Genomic DNA, 23,854 nt, shown 5'->3' on the forward strand with positions numbered 1-23,854 from the left:
ATGAAAAAATTGATTTTCATATTAGTACTAACTTTTTTTTCTAGTTTAAATGCTCAAGAAATAGTAGTTGATAAATTACTTGAGAAAATAAATATAACAAAAAACAAAGAAGAAAAACAAAAATTGCTTAAAAAATTAAAAGAAACACTTGCAAATAAAAATGAAAAAGAGATGCAAGAAGCAAATGCTATTATAAAAGCAAAACAAAAGTTGCCTTCAAAAGTTTATGATGACACTTTTTTAAATAAATAGTTGGATTCTTATGGATAATAAAAAAAAGATTTTACTTTTAGAAGATGATACAATTTTAGCTCAAACAATGGTATCTTTGTTAGAGCAAGAAAATTATGATGTCACATTAGTAGAAGATGGTGAAGAGGTTTTAGATAAAACCTATGACAATAAATATGATCTTTATCTTTTTGATATAAATGTTCCTTTATTAAATGGTACCAATACTCTAAAACTTCTAAGAGAAGCTCAAGACACAACTCCAACTTTTTTTATTACAGCCCTTAGAGATACGGCATCTATTTTAAATGGTTTTGATTGTGGTTGTGATGATTATATAAAAAAGCCTTTTGATTCTGATGAATTATTAGCTAGAATAAAAGCAGTGATGAAAAGAAATAATCCAGTAATAAAATATAAAAATATAACTTTTGATTTATTTGACAATAGATTATTATTGGATGAAGAAGAGGTATCATTAGGAAGTGTTGAAAAAGATGTGTTTGCACTTCTTATAAAAAATATAGGTAAAACAATTGATAAATCTATATTTTTTGATTATATGAATAAACCTAGTGATGCAGCCCTTAGAGTATTAATTAGTAAATTAAAAAAAGTTTTAAATATTGATATCTCTAACACTAAAGGTGTAGGATACAAACTTGAAAAAATATGAAAAAAAATCTTTTTTAACTTCTGTATTTTTATTTTTTATCCCCTTAGCAATATTTGCAAGTATTGTATTATATATGTATCATCAAGACAAAATAAAAGATATACAACAAAATATACTTTATCAAATGAGAGATTATACCTTTGATTTCAAAAATGATAAATTTATATTAGATGTAGTTGAGTTTGATAATAAAAAAGAGTTATTTAAATTATATAGATGTAAAGAGGGTTTTTGTTCTTATTTTAAGGCTGCTAATTCAGGATTGTATCTGTTAAAAGTGATTTTTCCTCAAGAAAAATATGAAAAAATCTATGAAGAGTTTATTATTAAAATATTTAAGTTTTCAATTATTGTTATGTTTATTCTTTTAATTTTATCTTTTGGATTTGCTTTTTATTCTTTAAGACCTATGAGAGAAGCTTTATATCTTTTGGAAAATTTTTTAAAAGATATTATTCATGATTTAAATACACCTTCAACTTCTATTTTATTAAATTCAAAACTCTTACGAAAAAGGGGAGATTTTGAGGAGATAGAAAGAATTGAACTTAGTGCAAAAACAATCAGTTCTTTATATAAAAATTTAGAGTTTATTTCACAAAAGGGGATTGAAAAAAATGAAAATATCTCTATTGAGGAAGTGATAAATAGCAAAATTGAAGTTTTACAAAAACTATATCCAACAATTGTTTTTAAAAAAGACATAGAAGATTTTTATGTAAAAACAAATGAAAATGCTTTTGAAAGAATTCTTGACAATTTACTTACAAATGCTTGTAAATATAATAAAAAAAATGGAATTGTTCATATTTATGCTTCAAATAATAAGATTATTATAAAAGATACAGGTATTGGGATTAAAAATGTTGGAAAAGTATTTGATAGATACTATAAAGAAACCGATAGAGGCTTGGGTATTGGTTTAAGTATAGTTAAAAAACTATGTGATGCTTTAGATATAAAAATCAGTATAAAAAGTAAAATAGAAGAGGGGACAAGCGTAGAACTTGTCCTTTAAATATGGATTGTGGGTTGTTATGTTCACATTTAAGAGAACTATTTAATTTTCTGAGAATATAGGTTTTTTTAATTTCTTGTCAATAAGATCTTGTGCTCTTCTCACAGCATCTCTATCTAAAGTAGCAATCTCATCATCTAACTCATTTAGAAGTTGAGTTTTTACTTTTACATCTTTTGTGTTATTGATTTTGTCAACAAGCTTATCAATACTGTTAAGGTCTGCTGCAAAAAGTCCAGTAACAAAAAAAAGTATTAAGATCAAAATCCCTTTTCCAAGTAATTCCATGGTTATACCTCCTTTTCATTTTGTGACAGAATTATATATTATGAGTGTTAGTTATGTGTAAGTTCAAATTTTTGCATCGGCAAGAGTTAAAGAAAAAAGAATATTATTCCCTTTTTTTTCTAAAGTATTTTTTGCTTCAAGTATAGTAGTCCCCGTAGTAATCAAATCATCAACAAGGATAATATTTTTATTTTCTAGATTTGTTTGAAATCTTCTTTTATTTTTTTTCCTAAATTCTAAATCTTTCCCCGCATACTTTATTTGTTTTGTTGCTTTGCATTTTCCATATAAAGGTTTTATATATTTTGATTTTAAATGACGTGATAAAATAGCAGTTTGGGAAAACTCATGTCTCGTATGTTCATCAATACCAATAGAGTAAACAATTTTGTCAAAAGTAAAACTAGATGCAAATTTGGCAAATGAGAGTTTGGCTAAGATATTATAAACCCTGTCCCCATGAAAATAGTATTTTGAAGTAAGTAAATCTTCTATCTCTGAAAAGGAATAAAATGAATAGTTAAAAAAGTTTTTAGATATTTCTCTTTTATGAAAAGAGGGTGTTAGAAGATTTTTTTGACAATCTTTACAAATAATAGAAAAAGAGTAGTTTTCACAAGATAAACATTTCATGAAATTATTGTATCTAAAATATAATTTATGTAGTTATTGAATTAAATTTATTTTTTAAAGATAGAGTAGTTAGATTTTGAGTGTAGTTCAAGGACAAGGCAGAATTTAAAGCGCAGCGTATAAGAAATACGTGAGCATTTAAATTCTGGATTGGACGCAGAAATTCGCCAAAATATGGCTACTATATCTTTAAAACTGCCATGAAAGCTTCTTGAGGTACATTTACCTTACCTATTGCTTTCATTCTTTTTTTACCAGCTTTTTGTTTCTCTAAAAGTTTTCTTTTTCTTGTAATATCACCACCATAACATTTAGCAGTAACATTTTTCCCCATTGATTTTACAGTTTCTCTAGCAATAACTGTATTTCCAATACTTGCTTGAACTGCAACTTCAAATAGTTGTCTAGGAATAAGCTCTTTAAGTGCTTTAATAAACTCTCTTCCTCTATATAAAGCTTTGTCTTCAGGTACAATAATAGATAGTGCATCCACAACTTCACCTGCAACTCTTATATCAAGTTTTTTAAGAATACCTGGTCTAAACCCAATTGGTTCATAATCAAAAGATGCATAACCTTTTGTAGTAGATTTTAATTTATCATAAAAGTCCATTACAATTTCATTCATTGGAATATCATATTCTAAAAGTACTCTTTTACCTAAGTAATCCATTTTAATTTGGATTCCTCTTTTTTCATTTAGAAGTTTTATTACATTCCCTAAAAATTCATCAGGAACTAATATTGTTGCTTTAACATATGGTTCATATATTGTTTCAATATAATTTGGCTCTGGAAGTTCACTTGGGTTTTGAATACTAATTCTTTCTCCATCAGTCTTTTCCACTTCATATACAACTGTAGGTGCAGTTGCAATTAAGTCTAAGTCAAACTCTCTTTCAAGTCTTTCTTTAATAACTTCCATATGAAGCATACCTAAGAAACCAGTTCTAAATCCACTTCCTAAAGCTGCTGAACTTTCAGGTTCAAATGAGATTGATGAATCATTTAATTGAAGTTTTGTTAAAGCTTCTCTTAAATCTTCAAATTTATCTGTTTCTATTGGGTAAATACCTGCAAATACAAATGGCTTAGCTGGTTCAAATCCTGAAATAGGTTTTTCTGTAGGGTTTTTTGCATCAGTCATTGTATCACCAACTGCAATACCATCTAATGTTTTTAAACCAAGTACAACAATACCAATCTCACCTGTTTTTATTTCAGAAGTATCTTCTCTTTTTATAGGGTGAGGATACATTAAACTAAGCACTGGATGTTGTACTTTTGTATTCATCATCTTAAGTACTTGACCTTTTTTAATACTTCCATCATAAACTCTAACAAGTGCTAAAGCACCTAAATAGTTATCAAACCATGAATCATATATTAAAGCTTTTGTTGGAGCATTTTCATCTCCTGTAGGAGCTGGAACTCTATCAACAATAGAATCGATTAAATCTTTTACACCTAAACCAGTTTTTGCAGAAATTAGATTATGCTCTGTACAATCTAATCCTATAGCTTCCTCAGTTTCTTCTAAAACTCTCATCGGATCAGCACTTGGCAAATCGATTTTATTTACAACTGGTAAAAGTTCTAAATCATTGTCTAAAGCAATATATACATTTGCAATAGTTTGTGCTTCTACACCTTGTGTTGAATCAACAATTAAAAGTGCACCCTCTGATGAAGCTAAACTTCTACTAACTTCATAAGAGAAGTCAACATGCCCTGGAGTGTCAATTAAGTTTAATACATACTCTTGTCCATCTTTTATATATTTTAATCTAACACTTTGAGCTTTAATAGTAATACCACGCTCTTGTTCGATATCCATTGTATCCATTACTTGAGATGACATCTCTCTATCTGTAACAGCTCCACACTCTTGTATTATTCTATCAGCTAGTGTAGATTTCCCATGGTCAATATGAGCAATAATACTAAAGTTTCTAATATTTTTTTGCAAGTTTAATCCTAAAATAGAGTTATTTAAATTGGGCGATTATATCCAAAATTAAGTTATGTGTGATTTAATTGAATAAGTTATTTAAAAAAGTAGTTTTAGGATTAACCTAAAACCACTCTTTATAGGAGAGATTATCTTTGAATTGAACCTTCAACTCTTCTGTTTAATGCTCTACCTTCTTCAGTTTCGTTTGTAGCTACTGGTCTAGTTTCACCATAACCAATCGATTTTAATCTAGATGCATCAACACCATAAGCTTCTAAAGCTTTAACAACTGATGCAGCTCTTCTTTCTGATAGTTTTTGATTATATTCATCACTACCTTTTGCATCTGTATGAGCTTCAATTTTACCACTTACTGATGGGAAAGCTTTCATAAAGTCAGCAAATTTTTTGATTCTTGAATCGTAAGAGTTATTAATTCTTGAACTATCAAAATCAAATAAGATGTTAAGGTTTACTTTTAATGAACAACCATTTTCATCAACTATATCACCTTTTGGAGTATCTGGACATTTGTCTTTTGAATCAACAACACCATCTTGGTCAGTATCTACTTCACATCCTACTTTATCTACAAGTGCACCAACAGCTGAATTAGGACATTGATCATTCATATCAAATACACCATCATTATCAGAATCTTTAGGTGCAGGAGTTTCATCAACTTTTGGAGCTTCTGGAGCAGCTTTTTTACCAAATGGAATAGCAATACCTACAGTATAAAGTAGATTATTATCTCCATGGTCAGTTTCAATAAGATGTCTTAAATCTGCTTTTAAAGCAATGTCTTCTGAAATTTTATATTTAATACCAAAACCATAATTACCAAATAATCCAGTTTCATTACCATAAGCTTCATTATTAAAGTGTTCAATACCTAAACCAACTAAAGCATATAATGAAGTTGAGTCGTTTAGTCCGTATTCTTTAACAAGGTTACCAAATACTCTTGTCACAGATGTATTTGTACCTAAGTTAAAAGCTTTTTGTTTATAATCAACATCTTCAAGTGATCTTAAAAAACCAAGTTCAACTTGGTCAAACATTGAATCATCAAGATTAAAACCAAAACTTAAACCACCATTTGCATAGTTTCTTTCTAAATTTAAATTACCTTCAGTGAAAGTTCCTCCTAACATTGGAGTGATTTCATATTTATATTCACTATTTGCTGCAAACATCATCGATGCACATAGTGCAGTTGATAATATAATCTTTTTCATTGTGTTTCCTTGTTTCTTGCGTGTTTTTTGATATTAACCAAAAATAAATTAAATCTTTATTTAATCTTTATATTAGTCTATAAATATAGAATTTACTGATTCATTATTAGTTATTCTTCTAATTGTTTCACCTATAATTCTAGTTCCACTTAGTATAGTGATTTTATCACTTTTTTCTTTTGCTGGAATAGTATCTGTAATAACAAGTTCATCTAATGTTCCACTATTGATTCTATCAAATGCAGGTCCAGATAATACACCATGTGTACAACAAGCCATAACTGAAGTAGCACCTCTTTGTTTTAATACTTCTGCAGCTTTAACTAAAGTTCCAGCAGTATCAACCATATCATCAACTAAAATTACATCTTTACCTTCAACTTCACCGATGATATTCATAACTTCAGCAACATTTGCTTTTTCTCTTCTTTTATCAACAATTACTAAGTCATATCCTAATTTATTTGCATATGATCTTGCTCTTGCTACCCCACCAATATCTGGACTTGCAATGATTGGATTTGGAAGATTTTTAGCTCTTAAGTAGTCTACAAAAAGAACTGAACCATAAAGGTTATCAACAGGAATATTAAAGAAACCTTGAATTTGAGCAGCGTGTAAATCTATAGTAATTACCCTGTCAATTCCAGCTGTTTCTAACATATCAGCAACTAATTTTGCTGAAATTGGAACTCTTGGAGCTGCTTTTCTATCTTGTCTTGCATATCCAAAATATGGCATAACAGCAGAGATAGATTTTGCACTTGATCTTTTAAGAGCATCAACCATAATAAGAAGTTCCATTAGGTGATCATTTGTTGGAGCACATGTTGGTTGCACAATAAATACATCTTGTCCCCTAACACTTTCGTGAATTTGAACAGATATTTCACCGTCACTAAATTTTTGGATACTTGCTCCACCAACATTCATATTTAAATACTGACTAACTTTTTTAGCAAATTCAGGGTTTGCAGTACCACTAAAAAGCTTAAATTTTGCCATAAATTTTCCTTTTTTGATTTTCCATGTGAGATAGATATTTTTGGGATTATACCCTCTTATTACTTATACACAATTTAGATAAATTTATTTACTTGATTTTATCCATCCACTACCTATAACTTTTTCATTTTTATAAAATACTGCAAGTTGTCCTGCTGCAACTCCAAATGCAGGTTCATTTAATGAAATAACAGCTTTATTATCAATGATTTTTACACTACATCTAATAGATTTAGATCTATATCTTAATTTTACTGTACACTCAAATTCTAAATCTTCAATATACATATTTAGATTTTCAATTTCTACTTCATTTATCTCTAAAGCTTCTTTTTTCCCTACAACAATAGTATTGTTTTTAGGATTAAGTTTTGTTACAAAATGTGGCTCGTGTGCTCCATCAACTGTAAATCCTCTTCTTTTTCCAATTGTGTAGTGCATATAACCTTTGTGTTTTCCTATAACATTTCCATTTTCATCAAGAACATCACCTGGCATATCAATATTTGCGTGTCTTTTCACAACATCAGTGTATACTGTTTCAACAAAACATATCTCTTGTGATTCATTTTTTTCTGTTATTCTTTTGTAGGCTGAATTAAGTTTTGCACCAAATTTGATAATATCTTCTTTTTTATAAGTGCTTAATGGAAACATCATATAAGGCAAGGCTTCTTTATCAACTTGAGATAAGAAATAGCTTTGATCTTTTGTTTTATCATCTGCTTCATAGAAAAACTCACCATCTGTTTTTGCATAATGTCCTGTTGCTAAGTATGAAGCTTTGTGCGCTTTGGCAAAATCAAGCATAGCACCAAATTTAATTTGTCTATTGCATTTTACACATGGATTTGGTGTAGTACCTTCTAAATAGGAATCAACAAAATAATCATATACTTCTTGTGTAAATTTGTCAGCTAAGTCTAATACGTGGTATTTTATATTAAGAAATTTTGCAACCTCTTCAATATAATCTAAGTTTTTTTCGTGATAACCATCAGTTCTGTTATGAAGTTTTAAATAAACACCTTCAACTTCATATCCATCTTTTTGTAACATATAAGCAGTAACTGAAGAATCAATTCCTCCACTCATACCTACCATTACTTTTTTTTTCATTTTTATCCTTTAAAAGTTCCTTTTAAAGGGAACCAAAAATCAATAACTACTTTTTATCATTGGAGTAAATCCAATTAAAAGTAGCAAAACTCTAAAGAGAACAACGAGTTGTTCTAGATTTAGTTTAAAGGAATAATCACTGTCTCTCTATTTGCCAATTTTATATTAGTTTTGGTTTAGGCCTATCTTGAAAGGATAGCTTTCTTCCATATTTAATCTTTACAAAAACTTTGTAAAGATTAATAAAAGTGGGATTATATCAAATTAATTGTAATCACTAATAAAACCACCACCTAAGCAGTAGTTGCCAGAATATAAAACAAGACTTTGTCCTAAAGTTACAGCTCTTTGAGGTTTATCAAATTCTACTATTACTTTATCTTCATTTACTTCAACTACTGTACAAGCTTGCTTTTGTTGTCTATACCGAATTTGTGCCATTAGTTTGTCTCCAACTTTTGCTGGCTCTTCTAATACCCAGTGCATATGACTAGCTTGTACATTTTTGCTCATAAGTAAAGGATGGTTTGTATCTTGTACAACTGTTAAAGTATTATCTTCAATATTTTTTTTAGCAGCATACCATGATTTATGAGTGTTATTTTCACCTTCAAGACCTTTGATTCCACCAAGACCTATACCTTTTCTTTGACCTAATGTATAGCAAATAAGACCTTTGTGTTTTCCTAGAACTTTTCCATTTTCATCTATAATATCTCCTGGAATAGCTTTTAGATGTTGAGTAATAAATTCATCAAATTTTTGATTACCTATAAAACATATTCCTGTGCTGTCTTTTTTGTCACTAACTGGTAAGTTATGCTCTTTTGCTATCTCTCTTACCTCTTTTTTTGTTAAATCACCAAGTGGAAACATAGCATGTGAAAGTTGTTCACTAGATAATGCATGTAAAAAATAAGTTTGGTTTTTACTATCATCTTTTGGAGTATCTAATACAAAATGATTTTTGTATTGGGCAATCTTTGCATAATGTCCAGTTGCTATAAAATCTGCACCCATTTTTTTTGCTTCATTTAAAAATACGTGGAATTTAATCTCTCTATTACATAAAATATCTGGATTTGGAGTAAGACCTTTTTTAAGACCTTCTAAAAATACATCAAAAACTTTTGTTCTGTATTCTTCAACAAAATCTTTACCTTTTACTTCAATCCCTATTAGTTCACCAACTTTTTTAGCATCTTCAAACTCTATTCTGTTTGGGCATTGGCTACCTTTTATGCCATATTCCCAGTTACGCATAAATAAGCCAACAACATCATATCCTTGTTGTTTTAACAGTAGTGCAGTAACTGAAGAATCAACTCCACCTGACATCCCAACAACTACTTTTTTTTTCATAATTTACCTTTTTTCAAATAATTAATAATAAAATGATATTTATAGATTTTTTATCTTTTAAATTTATAGATGTCTTAACGGAATAATCACAGACTCTCTGTTTGCCCAGTCTTTGTGAGGGATAATAAGTTTTTCAGTACATATTTTTTTATTATTAAAAAATATGATATCAATATCCAAGGTTCTAGGCGCATCTTGAAAGGATCGCTTTCTTCCTAATCTTTTTTCTAACCTAAGCATATTTTTTAAAAAATCGTTTGGTGCAAGGTTAGTTTTAAGTATTATTATACCATTTAAAAAGTGATTTTGTTCTAAATATCCAAAAGGGGGATTACGAAGTAGAGCAGATGTCATAAGCACATCAAATCTAGTATCACCTTTTAAATATAAGAAAAGTTTATCAAAAATATTTTTTGTATTTCCAATATTTCCCCCAATACCAATAGTTACATAATATCTTTTATTAGAACTAGAGGAGATTTTTTTTGGGAAATTAGGTGTATAAAAAAGTGTTAGATTTTTATTTAAATTTTTTTTCATAATTTGTCCTGAAAATAAATCTTGACTTAAAAAATCAAGATTTATTTTTGAATATTTTTTTCTTTAAAGAATTTGTGCTTTGCCATTTTTCATAACAACAGTATCTTCAATTCTTACCCCAAACTCTTCAGGTAAATAAATTCCAGGTTCTATTGTAAATACCATATTATCTTCAATTATAACATCTGAACGTGAATTAATATTTGGAAACTCATGGATATCAAGTCCCACTCCATGACCTGTACTGTGTACAAAGTATTTACCAAATCCAGCTTTTTCAATTACATCTCTAGTTAATTTATCAATTTGTGAAGCTTTCATTCCTACTCTAGCTTTTTCAATAGCATTTAGTTGTGCTTTATATACTAAATCATAAATTTTTTGATGTTTTTTACTTTTGAAGTTTTGTTCTCTTTTAAAAGAAAAATTTTCAAAATCAACATGTGAAGTACATGTTCTATCTGAACAATATCTTTTATATTTAACTCCAGCATCAACTAATAATAAATCATGAAGTTTCAGTTTTGTATTTGTAGGTAGTGCGTGGGGTTTTGCTGCGTTTTTATTTATAGCAACAATTGGGTCAAAACTTAAATCATATTTTCCTATATGACTCATTTTTTCAATTGCTTTAAAGTGTAAAAAGTTTTCACTTTCTCTAAAACCATTTTTTCTTATAAATTTAGCTAAATCCTTAAATCCATCTCTTCCAATCTGTGCAGCTTTTTTTAATAACTCTATCTCTTCATCACTTTTTATTATTCTTTTTAATTTTGAAAAGTTTTCTTTCGCTTCAAATTTTATTTTTATGTCATTAGTTAGTTTTTGGTAAAAGCTAAGTTTAAAATCATTTGGATCAAAAACAATTTTTTTGATTTTTGATTTTTTTAATATTTTCTGAACATCTTTTATAAAATCAGAACTTTCAATAACTATACAATCTTTAGCATATTCTTTAGCTTCAACTGTATATCTTGCATCTGTAATAAAATATTTTATTGATCCTAGTTTTAGAAAAACTACATTATCGCATGAGAATCCACACTCATAATATACAGCATTTTCGTTAAGTAGTATATAGTTTTTCATGTTTTTCCTTTTAATTAATCAAAATTTGAATATAATTTTACCTAAAATTTATAAAAGGAAATATAATATGAAAATAGCGGTAATTCAAGGTCCAAATTTAAATATGTTAGGTATTAGAGAACAACATATTTATGGTCCAATGAGTTTAGAACAAATCCACGATCAAATGAAAGCAAGTGCTGAACAAAATGGAGTTGAACTAGAATTTTTCCAATCTAATTTAGAGGGTGAAATTGTAGATAGAATTCAAGAGTGTTTAGGTACAGTTGATGGTATTTTAATTAATCCAGCAGCATATTCTCATACTTCAATTGCAATCAAAGATGCTTTAAATGCAGTTAGCTTACCAACTGTTGAAGTACATATTTCAAATATCTATAAAAGAGAAGAATATAGACAAAAATCAGTTACAGCTGGTGCCTCTACAGGTGTAATCACTGGATTTGGACCTTTTGGTTATCATTTAGGTTTAATCTCACTAACTCAAATTGTTTCTGAAGTGAAAGCAGTTCAAGCAAAACAAAAAGCTGAAGCAGAAGCTCAAAATAGTTAATAATGAAAATCTTAAAAGCATCGTGGGTTATAACTTGTGATGAAAATAGCACTATCATAAAAGATGGTGCTGTTGTTTTTGATAAGAAAATTATTGATGTTGCAACAATAGATTTTATAAAAGAAAAATATCCAAATATTGAAATAGAAGATTTAGGTAATAATTCAGTTTTAATGCCTGGACTTATCAATTCACATATTCATTTAGAATTCTCATCAAATTCCACAACTTTAAAATATGGCAATTTTATGTCATGGTTAAACTCAGTTATAACTTCAAGAGAAAAACTAATACAAAATGCAACAAAAGATTTATTAAAAGAAAAATTAGAAGAGATTAAAAATAGTGGTACAACAACTATAGGTGCTATATCATCATATGCTTTTGATTTAGAAAGCTGTTTTGAATCAGATTTAAATATAGTATTTTTTAATGAGGTGATTGGAAGTAAACCTGATATGATTGATACATTATTGGCTGATTTTAAATCTAGACTTGAACTTTCTAAAAAAAATAAAAGGGAAGGTTTTTATCCTGCTGTTGCTATACACTCTCCATATTCAGTTCATCCATTTTTAATTAGAGAAGCATTAAATATAGCAAAAGCTGATGACCTATCTGTTAGTGCACACTTTTTAGAATCACCTGAAGAGTTCCAATGGCTTCATAAAGATGAAGGTGGTTTTTTAGATTTCTTTAAAAACTTTTTAGGACAAGAAAAAGCTGTTACAAAACCAATTGAATTTTTAAATCAGTTTGAAAATATTGATAAATTATCTTTTACTCATTGTGTGGAAGCTAGTAGTGAAGACTTAGAAAAGATTAAAGATTTAGATGCTGTGATTAATCATTGTGTTACTTCAAATAGAGTTTTAAACAATACAAAACTGAATATTAAAAAATTGTTTGATTTAAATATACCATTTTCTATAGGTACTGATGGTTTAAGTTCAAATAACTCTTTATCTATGTTTGATGAGTTAAGAAATGCTTTAATGACACATACAGAAGAAAATGTAATAACATTTTCAAAAACTTTAATAGAAGCAGCTACAAAAAGAGGAGCCCAAGCTTTAGGTTTAAATAAAGGGATACTTTTAAAAGATAAAGATGCGGACATTATAACTTTAACTTTGCCAGATGAAGTTGAAGATGAAAATGATTTATGTATGAATATTATTTTACATACAAAAAATGTAAAAAATACAATAATAGGGGGAAGAGATGTTTAATGTTTTAAAAAAGATATTTTATCCAATAATTGCAATACTTGATTTTATTACTAAATATTTTAAAACTATAGTTTTTTTAACAATAATTTATTTTTTTGTTGCAAGTTCAGAAGATTCTGCTATAAGTGGTGAAAATTTTGAGATGGCAAACTTGCAAAAGATTGAGCTTTATGGTCCAATTATGACAGCAGAAAAAGTTTTAGCTCAAATAGAACAAGCAAAAGAGAATCCAAATATCAAAGGTGTTTTATTAGATGTTAATTCTCCTGGTGGAGCAGTTGCACCTTCTGTAGAAATCTCTTATGCTATAAAAGAGTTACGAGCTGTAAAACCAGTTGTTGCATACGCAAGTGGAGTAATGGCAAGTGGAAGTTATTATGCTTCAATTTGGGCAGATAAAATTGTTGCAAATCCAGGAAGTATGGTTGGTTCTATTGGGGTTATTTTTCAAGGAACAAATCTAGAAGAATTAATGGAAAAAATTGGTGTAAAAACACAAACAATTAAAGCAGGAAGATATAAAGAGTCTGGTACTCCAACAAGAGAGTGGACAAGTTATGAAAAAGAAGAACTTGAAAAGGTTATTGAAGATACTTATTCTATGTTTGTAAATGATGTTGCAAAAGCTAGAAAATTAAAACCTGAAGAGCATACAAAATTTGCAGATGCACATATATTTACCTCTTCTCAAGCTAAAGAAGTAGGATTAGTTGATAATGTTGCTACTTTTTCTTATGCGAAAAATGAGATTATTAAATTATCAAAAGTAAAAGATCCTGTTTGGAAAAAAGAGGATAAATTTGATAAATTTCTTGATAGAGTTATTAGTGAAGCAGTTACAAATTTCTCTGTAGTTTTTAATTCTAATTTAAAAGCTTATTAAAAAGAAAGATAAGAGTTTAACTCTTATCTTTTTTTATTAGCATTTACCACCCATAACAACTTTATAAGTGTCATTAGCAATAACATACTCTTCATTTGTAGGAATAACAAAGATTCTTGATGCAGAACCATTTGTAGCAATATCTCTAGCGCTACTTGATCTTTTGTTGTTTTTAACTGGATCAAGAACTAATCCCATAGCATCTAGACCAGCACAAACTTTTTCTCTAATAAGTGCAGCATTTTCACCAATACCACCAGTGAAACATAATGCATCAACACCATCAAGAGCAGCAACATAAGAACCAACATATTTTTTGATGTTATATGCAACCATATCTACAGCTAATCTACATCTTTCTTCACCATTAGTCATACCATCTAATACTTCTCTTAAGTCAGAAGATTTCCCAGAAATACCTAAAATACCAGATTTTTTATTCATAATATTTAATGCTTCATCAATAGTCATACCCTCTTGACTCATCATATATTGTAATGCACCAGCACCAACATCACCAGATCTAGTTCCCATCATAAGACCTTGAATAGGAGTTAATCCCATAGATGTATCAATACATTTTCCATCTTGTACAGCTGAAACAGAAGAACCATTTCCTAAGTGACATACAATAATTCTAGTATTATGTTTTTTATCTAACATTTGTCTAGCTTCATTTGAAACGAAGTAGTGTGATGTACCATGGAAACCATATTTTCTAATACCATGTTTAGTATATTGGTCATATGGAAGTGCATACATATATGCATAATCTGGCATAGTTTGGTGGAATGCAGTATCAAATACTGCTACATTTGGTTTACCTGGCATTAATTCTTGACAGATCTCCATACCAAGAATATTTGCAGGGTTATGTAAAGGTGCAAGTGGAATTAATCTTTTCATAGTTTCAATTACTTTATCTGTAACCATTACAGAACCAGAAAACTCTTCTCCACCATGAACTGCTCTGTGTCCAATAGCTTCAATATCATTGATAGAATCAATAACTTTACCTTCACCAGCAGTAAGAGTAGATAATACAGCCTCAATAGCCTCTTTATGAGTTGGCATATCAATTTCAAGTTTTAATTTTTTGTCATCACCAAATTCGTGCTTTAAAACACCGTCAATACCAATTCTTTCACAAATACCAGAAGCAAAAACTTTCTTGATAATTGGATTCATTAATTGATACTTTAATGATGAACTTCCCGCGTTTAAAATAAATACTAACATGTCTTTTCCCTTTTTATAGTCTATATTGTAAATTAAATTTGTGTTGCTGTAATAGCTACTAAGTTTGCGATGTCTTCAACTGAACAACCTCTAGAAAGGTCATTAACAGGTTTAGCAAGACCTTGAACAACAGGACCGTGTGCATTAGCACCAGCAAATCTTTGAACAAGTTTATACCCAATGTTTCCAGATTGTAAATCAGGAAATACAAGTACGTTTGCTTTACCAGCTACTTTTGAATCAGGTGCTTTTTTAGCTCCAATAGCTTCAACAATAGCAGCATCAGCTTGCATTTCACCATCAAATGCGAAATCAACATTTCTTTCATTTAAAATATCAACAGCATATTGAACTTTGTCAACAAGTGGATGATTAGCACTTCCTTTTGTAGAGAAAGATAACATAGCAACTTTAGGATCAATTCCAACAACAGATTTAGCAGTAGCTGCAGTAGCACAAGCAATGTCAGCTAGTTGTTCAGCATTTGGCTCAGGAATTACCGCACAGTCAGCGAATAAAATAAGACCATTATCTCCAAATTTTCCATCAGCAGTTTCCATAATAAATGCTGAAGAAACAGTATTTATACCAGGAGCAGTTTTGATAACTTGAATAGCAGCTCTTAATACGTCAGCAGTAGGTGAATTTGAACCTGCAACAAGCCCGTGAGCGTCACCCATTCTAACCATCATACAACCAAAGAATCTAGGTTCAGTAGTCATAATCTCAGTAGCTTCCTCTTTAGAAAGACCTTTAGACTTTCTAAGTTCAACTAACTCATCAACATACTTTTCAATACCATCATAAGATTTTGGATCAATAATTGTAGCACCTTCAATGTTAGCACCACAAGCAGTAGCATCAGCTTTAATTGTTTCTTCGTTTCCAATTAAAACTACATTAGCAGTTTTTTCTTCCAGAACCATTTGTGTTGCTTTTAACACTCTTTCATCTTCTGATTCTGGAAGAACTATTGTTCTTAGTTCTTTTTTTGCATTCTCTTTAATACTCTCTATTAAACCCATTCATGCGTCCTTTCTTGTAAATTCAATAAATTATAATATTGAAGAGTAGCATTGAAATAGCATTTTAAAAAAAATTAGGTTTAATAATAATACAAAAACAAACTTTGTGTATAAAAGTAGTACATCAATCATACATAAGTATAATTTTCTTACTTTTATACGAAATATTTTTTATTATATTTATGATTGAGATACAACCTTATAAGTATCATTTGCAATAACATATTCCTCATTTGTAGGAATAACAAAAATTCTTGCACTAGAACTGTTTGTAGCAATATCTCTTGAATCATTTCTCTTTTTATTATTTTTGATTGGGTCAAGAACTAATCCCATTCCGTCAAGTCCTGTACATACAATCTCTCTAATAAGTGCAGAGTTTTCACCAATACCACCAGTGAAACATAAAGCGTCAATACCATCAAGTGCAGCAACATAAGAACCAACATATTTTTTGATGTTATATGCAACCATATCAACAGCCAATCTACATCTTTCATCTGTATCCATATGTGCTAATACTTCTCTTAAGTCAGAAGATTTCCCAGAAATACCTAAAATACCAGATTTTTTATTCATTAGTTCAGTTATTTGGTCAATATCTAAACCCTCTTGTTTCATCATATAACTAATAGCTCCAGCACCAACATCTCCAGATCTAGTACCCATCATAAGACCTTGAACAGGAGTAAGACCCATAGATGTATCAATAGATTTACCATTTAATACAGCAGTTACTGAAGAACCATTACCAAGGTGACAAACTACAATTCTTGTATTTCTTTTTTTATCAAGCATTCCTCTTGCTTCATTTGAAACATAATAGTGGCTTGTACCATGAAAACCATATTTTCTAATACCATGTTTAGTATATTGGTCATATGGAAGTGCATACATATATGCATAATCTGGCATAGTTTGGTGAAATACAGTATCAAATACTGTAACATTTGGTTTTCCAGGCATTAACTCTTGACAGATTTTAATACCAAGAATATTTGCAGGGTTATGTAAAGGTGCAAGTGGAATTAATCTTTCAATTTCAAGTAAAACTTCATCTGTAACTAAAGCTGAACTAGTAAATGATTCTCCACCATGAGCGACTCTGTGACCAATAGCTTCTATATCATTAACTGAATCGATAACTTTACCCTCACCAGTTGTAAGCGTAGATAATACAGCCTCAATAGCCTCTTTATGAGTTGGCATATCAATTTCAAGTTTTAATTTTTTGTCATCACCAAATTCGTGCTTTAAAACACCGTCAATACCAATTCTTTCACAAATACCAGAAGCAAAAACTTTCTTGATAATTGGATTCATTAATTGATACTTTAATGATGAACTTCCCGCGTTTAAAATAAATACTAACATGTCTTTTCCCTTTTTATAGTCTATATTGTAAATTAAATTTGTGTTGCTGTAATAGCTACTAAGTTTGCGATGTCTTCAACTGAACAACCTCTTGAAAGGTCATTAACAGGTTTAGCAAGACCTTGAACAACAGGACCGTGTGCATTAGCACCAGCAAATCTTTGAACAAGTTTATACCCAATGTTTCCAGATTGTAAATCAGGAAATACAAGTACGTTTGCTTTACCAGCTACTTTTGAATCAGGTGCTTTTTTAGCTCCAATAGCTTCAACAATAGCAGCATCAGCTTGCATTTCACCATCAAATGCGAAATCAACATTTCTTTCATTTAAAATATCAACAGCATATTGAACTTTGTCAACAAGTGGATGATTAGCACTTCCTTTTGTAGAGAAAGATAACATAGCAACTTTAGGATCAATTCCAACAACAGATTTAGCAGTAGCTGCAGTAGCACAAGCAATGTCAGCTAGTTGTTCAGCATTTGGCTCAGGAATTACCGCACAGTCAGCGAATAAAATAAGACCATTATCTCCAAATTTTCCATCAGCAGTTTCCATAATAAATGCTGAAGAAACAGTATTTATACCAGGAGCAGTTTTGATAACTTGAATAGCAGCTCTTAATACGTCAGCAGTAGGTGAATTTGAACCTGCAACAAGCCCGTGAGCGTCACCCATTCTAACCATCATACAACCAAAGAATCTAGGTTCAGTAGTCATAATCTCAGTAGCTTCCTCTTTAGAAAGACCTTTAGACTTTCTAAGTTCAACTAACTCATCAACATACTTTTCAATACCATCATAAGATTTTGGATCAATAATTGTAGCACCTTCAATGTTAGCACCACAAGCAGTAGCATCAGCTTTAATTGTTTCTTCGTTTCCAATTAAAACTACATTAGCAGTTTTTTCTTCCAGAACCATTTGTGTTGCTTTTAACACTCTTTCATCTTCTGATTCTGGAAGAACTATTGTTCTTAGTTCTTTTTTTGCATTCTCTTTAATACTCTCTATTAAACCCATTTAATTGTCCTTCATATAATAATTAATTATAAATGAATCGTAGCATAAAAGTAGCATTTTAAGAAGTTTTAGGGTTGGATATAGTAAAAAATTTATATAAGTGTATAAAATTAGTACACTATTTTGACATAATTAAAATAGTGTTACTATTTTTCACAGGCTTAACAACACTCTTGTTCACATTTATTTAGAGCGTCAATTGCCTGTTCATCTTCTGCTTTTTCAAAAAGTTCATCAAGATAAAAACTATTTGAACAAACTAAATATAACAGTTCCTCTTTTGTATCTGATTTTGGATCTCTATCATAATATGCTTGAGGAATCATTGGAACAATTTTTTTCCAATAAATATTCATATTTTTTGGATTTTCTAAAACCCTTAACATATTATCTATAACAACACAAGCATTTTCAAAACAATCAATGTTTTTGAAACTTTCATAACTTTCGTCAACTTTTATCTCTAATTTCGACATATTTTCTCCTTCGAATATTAAATATACATTTAATTGTAGATATTATACACAAGCACTACTGTTAGTATATGTTATAATATGAAAAATCTATTGACATTTTACGAAAATAGGAGATTTAATGACCAAAGTATCATCTGTCACATTCCAATATGTGTTAAAAGCACTGCAAATAAATAGTGGTGTAGCTATTGATGAAATGTTAAAGGTGATAGATTTAGATAAAGATACATTAACAAGTACTGATTCCCAAATTGACAGTATTAAGTTATCAAATGCCTTCAAATATTGTATGGAAAAAACAGGTGACTTTTCTTTATCTTTAAAAATTGGAAAATCAATAACTTACCATTCTTTAGGAATATTAGGTTATTTGATGTTAAATACCAATTCACTAAAAGAGATGATAGAAAAATTTAATTATTATCAAAAATTAATTAGTGGATTTATAAAGTTTCATTTAGAAAAAACAAAAGAGTATTATAAATTATCTATCTATATAAATGAAAATCCATCTATTCCAGTTCCTAGTTTTCACGCAGAAGTTCACTTAAGTGCAATACTTTCAATACTTTCACAAATTGTAGATAAAAAAATAATCCCAGATAAAACATGTTTTTCTGGACAAAGAGTTTCTCACCTTGATGAATATAAAAAGCTATTTGGTGAGAGAATATTTTTTGAAACAGATGAGAATTCAATATTTTTTAATTATCAAACATTAAAAACAAAAGTAAACAATTCTAATCCAGCTATGTTGGGTTATTTTGAAATGCAAGCAAATAAAATATTAGATGATATGAAAGAAAGCTCTTTTTATAGTAAAGTTAAAAAAGAGATTTTAAAAAGTATTGGAGAAAATGATATAACAATAGAGTTTGTGGCAAAAAAATTAAATATTAGTGTTAGAACATTGCAATATAATTTAAAAGAAGAGAATAAAAAGTTTAGAGATGCTTTATTATCAGTTAGAATGAATTTAGCAAGACATTATATTACAAATACAAAAATGGATTTTAATAGTATTGCTTTTTATTTAGGTTATAGTGAGCCTAGTTCTTTTTTTAGAGCTTATAAAAAATATTTTAATAAAACTCCAGCTCAAAGTAAGTAAAAGGGAGATTACCCTTTTACTAAGTTGTATGTATCTTGAGCAATTACATACTCTTCATTTGTAGGAATTACATAAATTTTAACAGGAGAATTATCTTTATTAATCTCTCTATTTCCACTTTCTCTTTTTTTATTTTTCTTTTTATCAAGTTCTATTCCAAGGAATTCTAAATTTGCACAAGATTTTTCTCTAATTAAATCGGCATTTTCACCAATACCAGCAGTAAAGCAAATAGCATCAACACCACCTAAAATACCAATATATGAACAAATATATTTTTTAATTCTGTTACACATCATCTCAATACATATTTTTGATCTGTGGTCTCCATCTTTTGCTGCTTTAATTACTTCTCTTAAATCTGATGATATTCCAGATACTCCTAATATTCCTGATTTTTTATTTAAGTAATTAATCATTTGATTAGAATCCATTCCCTTTTTATCCATTAAATAAGGAATCACACCAGCATCAATATCTCCACTTCTTGTTCCCATTACAAGACCTTCAAGTGGAGTTAATCCCATAGTTGTATCAATAGATTTACCATCTTTAACTGCACAAATTGATGAACCATTACCTAAGTGGCAAACTATAACTTTTGATTCTTTTTTATCTAACATTTGTATTGCTTGATCAGATACATAATAGTGAGATGTACCATGAAAACCATATTTTCTTAAATGGTGTTCCGTATAATCTTCGTGAGGTACTGCATATAAATAGTTTTCTTCAGGCATAGTTTGATGAAAAGCAGTATCAAATACGGCAACATTTGGTTTTCCAGGTAATAACTCTTGGCAAATTTTAATACCTAAAATATGTGCTGGGTTATGAAGTGGCGCTAAAGGTACTAATTCTTCAATTTTTTTTACTACATTTGCATTTATTAAAATTGATTTATTAAAATATTCTCCACCATGAACAACCCTATGACCTACTGCTGCAATCTCATCAATATTTGCAATAACTTGTGTATCATCATGTGTTAAGATGTCTAACATAAACTCGATAGCCTCTTTATGTGTTGGCATTGGATGGTCTATTTGTAATTTTCTGTGTTCAGCAATCTCGTGCTTCATTACTCCATCTATTCCGATTCTTTCACAAAGACCTGAAGCTTTTACTTCTGCCGTTTGTACATTTATAAGTTGATATTTTAAAGATGAACTACCTGCGTTTAAAACAAGAATTAACATTTTTTCTCCCTTATTTTAATTAAATTGAATTATAACTAAGATGAATATATATAGTGTGTCAGTTAAAAGTTAGACTACTTAATAGTAACTTTAGGTTGATTTTTCAGTTTTATAAACATCATAGCAGTCATGATTGCATCATTATATGCATCATGTTTTCCCATCTTAGGAATTTGTAATTCTTTCATAATTGTATCAAATCTTAGGTCAATATTACTTTGAGGAATTTTTTCTATCTTCCAATCATGATAAATAGCAGAGACTTCATAGGCTTTATTTGGTAGTTTTATGCCAATTTTAGGTTTTAAATATTTATTTACCATAGCAATATCAAACTCTAAAAAATAACCAACAAGTTTTCTATTTCCTATAAATTCTAGGAATTCTTCTATAACTGTATCAATCTCTTCGGCTTCTTCTAAATCACACTCTCTTATATGATGAACTTTTATAGCTTCTTCTTGTAGTTTTGTTTTTGGTTTAACAAATTTAACAAATTTTTTACTTGAGATAATAGTGCTATCTTTTATAATTACTGCACCAATTGAGATAATATCATCTTTTTGAACATTTAAACCTGTGGTTTCACAATCAAAACATACATATTCATCTTCAATTGGTTTATCAAACAAATAGAGATATTTTTCATCTTTTAGATTTTTTTTATTGAAATGGTTTTTTATTTTATTAAACATAATTCAACTTATAATGATGTTCTAGTTTTTTCTTTAGTTTATTTACAATTTTAAAACTATCTTTTAATAGATCTTTTTCCATTGTATTTAAATCTTCAGGATTGATATAGTTATCTACATTTTCTTTTTTATCTAATTTCTCAAGATTAGATTTTAATTTCATTGTAAGTAAAAAATTAAATGCCTCAGTTATCTCTTGAGCAAATTCTGAATCTAATTCTCCAACTTTTTGTAGTTCTTGTATTCTTTTTAAGGTATTTGCACGCATTAGTTTATGCTCTAAAGATAGGGTTCTTATACTTTGAACTATGATAAATATTCCACCTTTTTTAATATCTATTTCATTTTTATGGTCTTTATCTTTTGAATCAAAAACAAAACCATCAAAGAAACCTAATGGTACATTAAAATCCATTATTATTTTTGCAAAATGCATATAAAATGTTTTTGATGTTGAGCCAATTTTAAATATATATTCTTTTAGTTGAGTTAAAAGTTCCCTATCTCCTGATGCTACCATTGCATCATAGAAAATTGCAAGATTCATAAAATTATCACCACTTGGTTGAGTGATCCATTCATAAATTAAAGATTTAAAATCACTAAATGTTCTACACCAATAAGGGTTTGAAACCATTATATTACCTTCACATCTAGGAAAACCAAAATCAACCAAGGTTTCGGTGTAGTTATGTACAAAGTTAGAAATCTCTTCTTTAGAAACTTCACAATCATCTGCAATTACAAGTGCATTATCTTGGTCTGTCTTTAATATTTGTTCACCTCTACCTTCACTTCCCATAACAAGAAGTGCAGACTTACCAATAAGCCCTTGAGGGGCTAACATATTGAAAAGTTTGTTCATAACTTTTCTATTTAATTGATTGATTAATTTTGAGATAAAATCAACTTTCACACCTTTTGCATGAAGAGATTTTATAATTTTAGAAAAAGATTGAGTTGCTTTTTTTAACTCTTCTAAATTTTCTGCTTTGTCTATCTCATTTGATACTGAAAAAGTGTGAGTAGCAAAAAATGAAGATAAAGATATTTGGTCAATAATCCCTACAATCTCATTTGTATTGTTTTTTACAATTAATCTTTTTAAACCATGTTTTGTCATAAGTAATTGGGCATTAAATAAAAAGTCATTTTCATTTACATATTTTAAACCTGAATTTGAGATTTTCCCAACTTGTTCGTCAAAATCCATTCTGTTTAATATAACTTTTTCTCTAAAGTCTGAATCGGTAACTATATGAATTTCATCTTTTTCATCCCTTAAAAGTAGGGTGGGAACTTTCTCTTTTTTTATAGTTTTTACAGCTTCAAATATGGAAGTTTCAAATGGAACAATTACAGCTCTATGAACATTTGCATCTTTTACTTTTGCAACCATTAGATTTGCTAATTCTTTATTTTTTTCATTATCCATATTCATATTTAGTTTTTGAGATATAGATTGAAAAAAGAAACTTTCTATTGTTTCATTCTCATGAATAGTTTTTATAAAAATATCTTTTGGCAAAATATAACAAATAGTTTCTTGTGCAGTAACAAAAGAGTTTTTAGAACGGTTTTCTATAAGCGACATAGGTTCAAAAATTTCGTAATTTGAATATATTGAAACAACTTCACCGGCTTGTTTTTCTTGAACTATTCCTTTTATTATAAAATAGAGATATTCAGGTTCTTTAGCTTCTTCTTGGATAATTACATCTTTTTTTAAATATAAAATATCTAGATTATCAACAAAATTATCAAGTTGGGATTTAGTAAGATTCTCGAAAGGATGAATCTCTTTTATAAAAGCTAATTGTTCGTGTATACTCATATTCTCTCTTTTAAAAAATAGATTTGAGAAATAATACCCTTATTTCTTAAAA

At 29.0% G+C, this 23,854-nt stretch carries 24 protein-coding genes; 7 read left to right on the forward strand and 17 right to left on the reverse strand.

The features are described 5' to 3' along the window. From ACKU3H_RS06915 to ACKU3H_RS06925, 3 genes are read left to right on the forward strand one after another with little or no spacing between them, the layout of a single operon-like run. Complete coding sequence (locus ACKU3H_RS06915; protein WP_320036250.1) at positions 1-252, forward strand: hypothetical protein; 252 nt, start codon at positions 1-3, stop codon at positions 250-252. A 10-nt stretch (positions 253-262) separates the two neighbouring features. Then, entirely contained in the window at positions 263-907 is a 645-nt protein-coding gene (locus ACKU3H_RS06920; RefSeq protein ID WP_320036251.1) for a response regulator transcription factor, read from the forward strand. After that, positions 894-1,925 carry a HAMP domain-containing sensor histidine kinase gene (locus ACKU3H_RS06925; protein WP_320036252.1) on the forward strand — a complete coding sequence of 344 codons (1,032 nt, stop codon included), beginning with the start codon at positions 894-896 and terminating at the stop codon, positions 1,923-1,925. Before ACKU3H_RS06920 ends, ACKU3H_RS06925 begins: the two co-directional genes overlap by 14 nt. Positions 1,926-1,967: 42 nt before the next feature. On the opposite strand, the gene ACKU3H_RS06930 is transcribed toward ACKU3H_RS06925, so the two are convergent. The 9 genes from ACKU3H_RS06930 to ACKU3H_RS06970 form a co-directional block, all read right to left on the reverse strand. Beyond that, positions 1,968-2,213, reverse strand: coding sequence for a hypothetical protein (locus ACKU3H_RS06930; protein ID WP_320036253.1), 246 nt, complete (start codon positions 2,211-2,213; stop codon positions 1,968-1,970). A gap of 63 nt (positions 2,214-2,276) precedes the next feature. Further along, positions 2,277-2,846, reverse strand: coding sequence for a phosphoribosyltransferase family protein (locus tag ACKU3H_RS06935; RefSeq protein WP_320036254.1), 570 nt, complete (start codon positions 2,844-2,846; stop codon positions 2,277-2,279). A 181-nt stretch (positions 2,847-3,027) separates the two neighbouring features. After that, positions 3,028-4,815 carry a translation elongation factor 4 gene (gene lepA, locus ACKU3H_RS06940; protein WP_320036255.1) on the reverse strand — a complete coding sequence of 596 codons (1,788 nt, stop codon included), beginning with the start codon at positions 4,813-4,815 and terminating at the stop codon, positions 3,028-3,030. 131 nt (positions 4,816-4,946) lie between these two features. After that, the gene (locus tag ACKU3H_RS06945; RefSeq protein ID WP_320036256.1) at positions 4,947-6,041 is read right to left on the reverse strand and encodes an OmpA family protein; all 1,095 of its coding nucleotides are present in this window, start codon (positions 6,039-6,041) and stop codon (positions 4,947-4,949) included. 72 nt (positions 6,042-6,113) lie between these two features. Beyond that, positions 6,114-7,046, reverse strand: coding sequence for a ribose-phosphate pyrophosphokinase (locus ACKU3H_RS06950; protein WP_320036257.1), 933 nt, complete (start codon positions 7,044-7,046; stop codon positions 6,114-6,116). Between the two features lie 84 nt (positions 7,047-7,130). Continuing rightward, positions 7,131-8,165 (reverse strand): tRNA 2-thiouridine(34) synthase MnmA, encoded by a 1,035-nt coding sequence (gene mnmA, locus ACKU3H_RS06955; RefSeq protein ID WP_320036258.1) that lies wholly within the window; start codon positions 8,163-8,165, stop codon positions 7,131-7,133. A gap of 264 nt (positions 8,166-8,429) precedes the next feature. Further along, positions 8,430-9,527 (reverse strand): tRNA 2-thiouridine(34) synthase MnmA, encoded by a 1,098-nt coding sequence (mnmA, locus tag ACKU3H_RS06960; RefSeq protein ID WP_320036259.1) that lies wholly within the window; start codon positions 9,525-9,527, stop codon positions 8,430-8,432. Positions 9,528-9,590: 63 nt separating this feature from the next. Further along, positions 9,591-10,067 carry a 2-amino-4-hydroxy-6-hydroxymethyldihydropteridine diphosphokinase gene (gene folK / locus ACKU3H_RS06965; protein ID WP_320036260.1) on the reverse strand — a complete coding sequence of 159 codons (477 nt, stop codon included), beginning with the start codon at positions 10,065-10,067 and terminating at the stop codon, positions 9,591-9,593. Positions 10,068-10,130: 63 nt separating this feature from the next. Beyond that, complete coding sequence (locus ACKU3H_RS06970; protein WP_320036261.1) at positions 10,131-11,156, reverse strand: M24 family metallopeptidase; 1,026 nt, start codon at positions 11,154-11,156, stop codon at positions 10,131-10,133. A gap of 67 nt (positions 11,157-11,223) precedes the next feature. Between ACKU3H_RS06970 and aroQ the strand changes: the two genes are divergently transcribed. The 3 genes from aroQ to sppA are packed head-to-tail and all read left to right on the forward strand — an operon-like array spanning position 11,224 to position 13,824. Further along, positions 11,224-11,709, forward strand: coding sequence for a type II 3-dehydroquinate dehydratase (gene aroQ / locus ACKU3H_RS06975; RefSeq protein ID WP_320036262.1), 486 nt, complete (start codon positions 11,224-11,226; stop codon positions 11,707-11,709). Positions 11,710-11,711: 2 nt separating this feature from the next. After that, the gene (locus tag ACKU3H_RS06980) at positions 11,712-12,941 is read left to right on the forward strand and encodes a metal-dependent hydrolase (protein ID WP_320036263.1); all 1,230 of its coding nucleotides are present in this window, start codon (positions 11,712-11,714) and stop codon (positions 12,939-12,941) included. Continuing rightward, entirely contained in the window at positions 12,934-13,824 is an 891-nt protein-coding gene (gene sppA, locus ACKU3H_RS06985) for a signal peptide peptidase SppA (RefSeq protein WP_320036264.1), read from the forward strand. Before ACKU3H_RS06980 ends, sppA begins: the two co-directional genes overlap by 8 nt. A 36-nt stretch (positions 13,825-13,860) precedes the next feature. On the opposite strand, the gene ACKU3H_RS06990 is transcribed toward sppA, so the two are convergent. The 5 genes from ACKU3H_RS06990 to cowN all read right to left on the reverse strand — a co-directional run bounded on the left by ACKU3H_RS06990 (position 13,861) and on the right by cowN (position 18,963). Next, entirely contained in the window at positions 13,861-15,063 is a 1,203-nt protein-coding gene (locus ACKU3H_RS06990) for an acetate kinase (RefSeq protein ID WP_320036265.1), read from the reverse strand. A gap of 32 nt (positions 15,064-15,095) precedes the next feature. Next, complete coding sequence (gene pta, locus ACKU3H_RS06995; protein ID WP_320036266.1) at positions 15,096-16,088, reverse strand: phosphate acetyltransferase; 993 nt, start codon at positions 16,086-16,088, stop codon at positions 15,096-15,098. Positions 16,089-16,268: 180 nt separating this feature from the next. Continuing rightward, on the reverse strand, positions 16,269-17,462 hold the full coding sequence (locus tag ACKU3H_RS07000) for an acetate kinase (RefSeq protein ID WP_320036267.1): 1,194 nt from the start codon (positions 17,460-17,462) through the stop codon (positions 16,269-16,271). 32 nt (positions 17,463-17,494) lie between these two features. Then, positions 17,495-18,487, reverse strand: a complete 993-nt coding sequence (gene pta / locus ACKU3H_RS07005) for a phosphate acetyltransferase (protein ID WP_320036266.1) — start codon at positions 18,485-18,487, stop codon at positions 17,495-17,497. 161 nt (positions 18,488-18,648) lie between these two features. Beyond that, positions 18,649-18,963, reverse strand: coding sequence for a N(2)-fixation sustaining protein CowN (gene cowN, locus ACKU3H_RS07010; RefSeq protein WP_320036268.1), 315 nt, complete (start codon positions 18,961-18,963; stop codon positions 18,649-18,651). Between the two features lie 118 nt (positions 18,964-19,081). Between cowN and ACKU3H_RS07015 the strand changes: the two genes are divergently transcribed. Further along, on the forward strand, positions 19,082-20,074 hold the full coding sequence (locus ACKU3H_RS07015; protein ID WP_320036269.1) for an AraC family transcriptional regulator ligand-binding domain-containing protein: 993 nt from the start codon (positions 19,082-19,084) through the stop codon (positions 20,072-20,074). Between the two features lie 8 nt (positions 20,075-20,082). On the opposite strand, the gene ACKU3H_RS07020 is transcribed toward ACKU3H_RS07015, so the two are convergent. From ACKU3H_RS07020 to ACKU3H_RS07030, 3 genes are all read right to left on the reverse strand, one after another. After that, positions 20,083-21,273 (reverse strand): acetate kinase, encoded by a 1,191-nt coding sequence (locus ACKU3H_RS07020; RefSeq protein ID WP_320036270.1) that lies wholly within the window; start codon positions 21,271-21,273, stop codon positions 20,083-20,085. A 74-nt stretch (positions 21,274-21,347) separates the two neighbouring features. Beyond that, positions 21,348-21,968, reverse strand: coding sequence for a 3'-5' exonuclease (locus ACKU3H_RS07025; RefSeq protein WP_320036271.1), 621 nt, complete (start codon positions 21,966-21,968; stop codon positions 21,348-21,350). After that, positions 21,961-23,802: a putative nucleotidyltransferase substrate binding domain-containing protein gene (locus ACKU3H_RS07030; RefSeq protein ID WP_320036272.1), complete on the reverse strand. Its 1,842-nt coding sequence runs from the start codon at positions 23,800-23,802 to the stop codon at positions 21,961-21,963. Before ACKU3H_RS07030 ends, ACKU3H_RS07025 begins: the two co-directional genes overlap by 8 nt. Positions 23,803-23,854: the final 52 nt, after the last annotated feature.

The organism is Halarcobacter sp. (genome assembly GCF_963675975.1).
Classification (GTDB): domain Bacteria; phylum Campylobacterota; class Campylobacteria; order Campylobacterales; family Arcobacteraceae; genus Halarcobacter.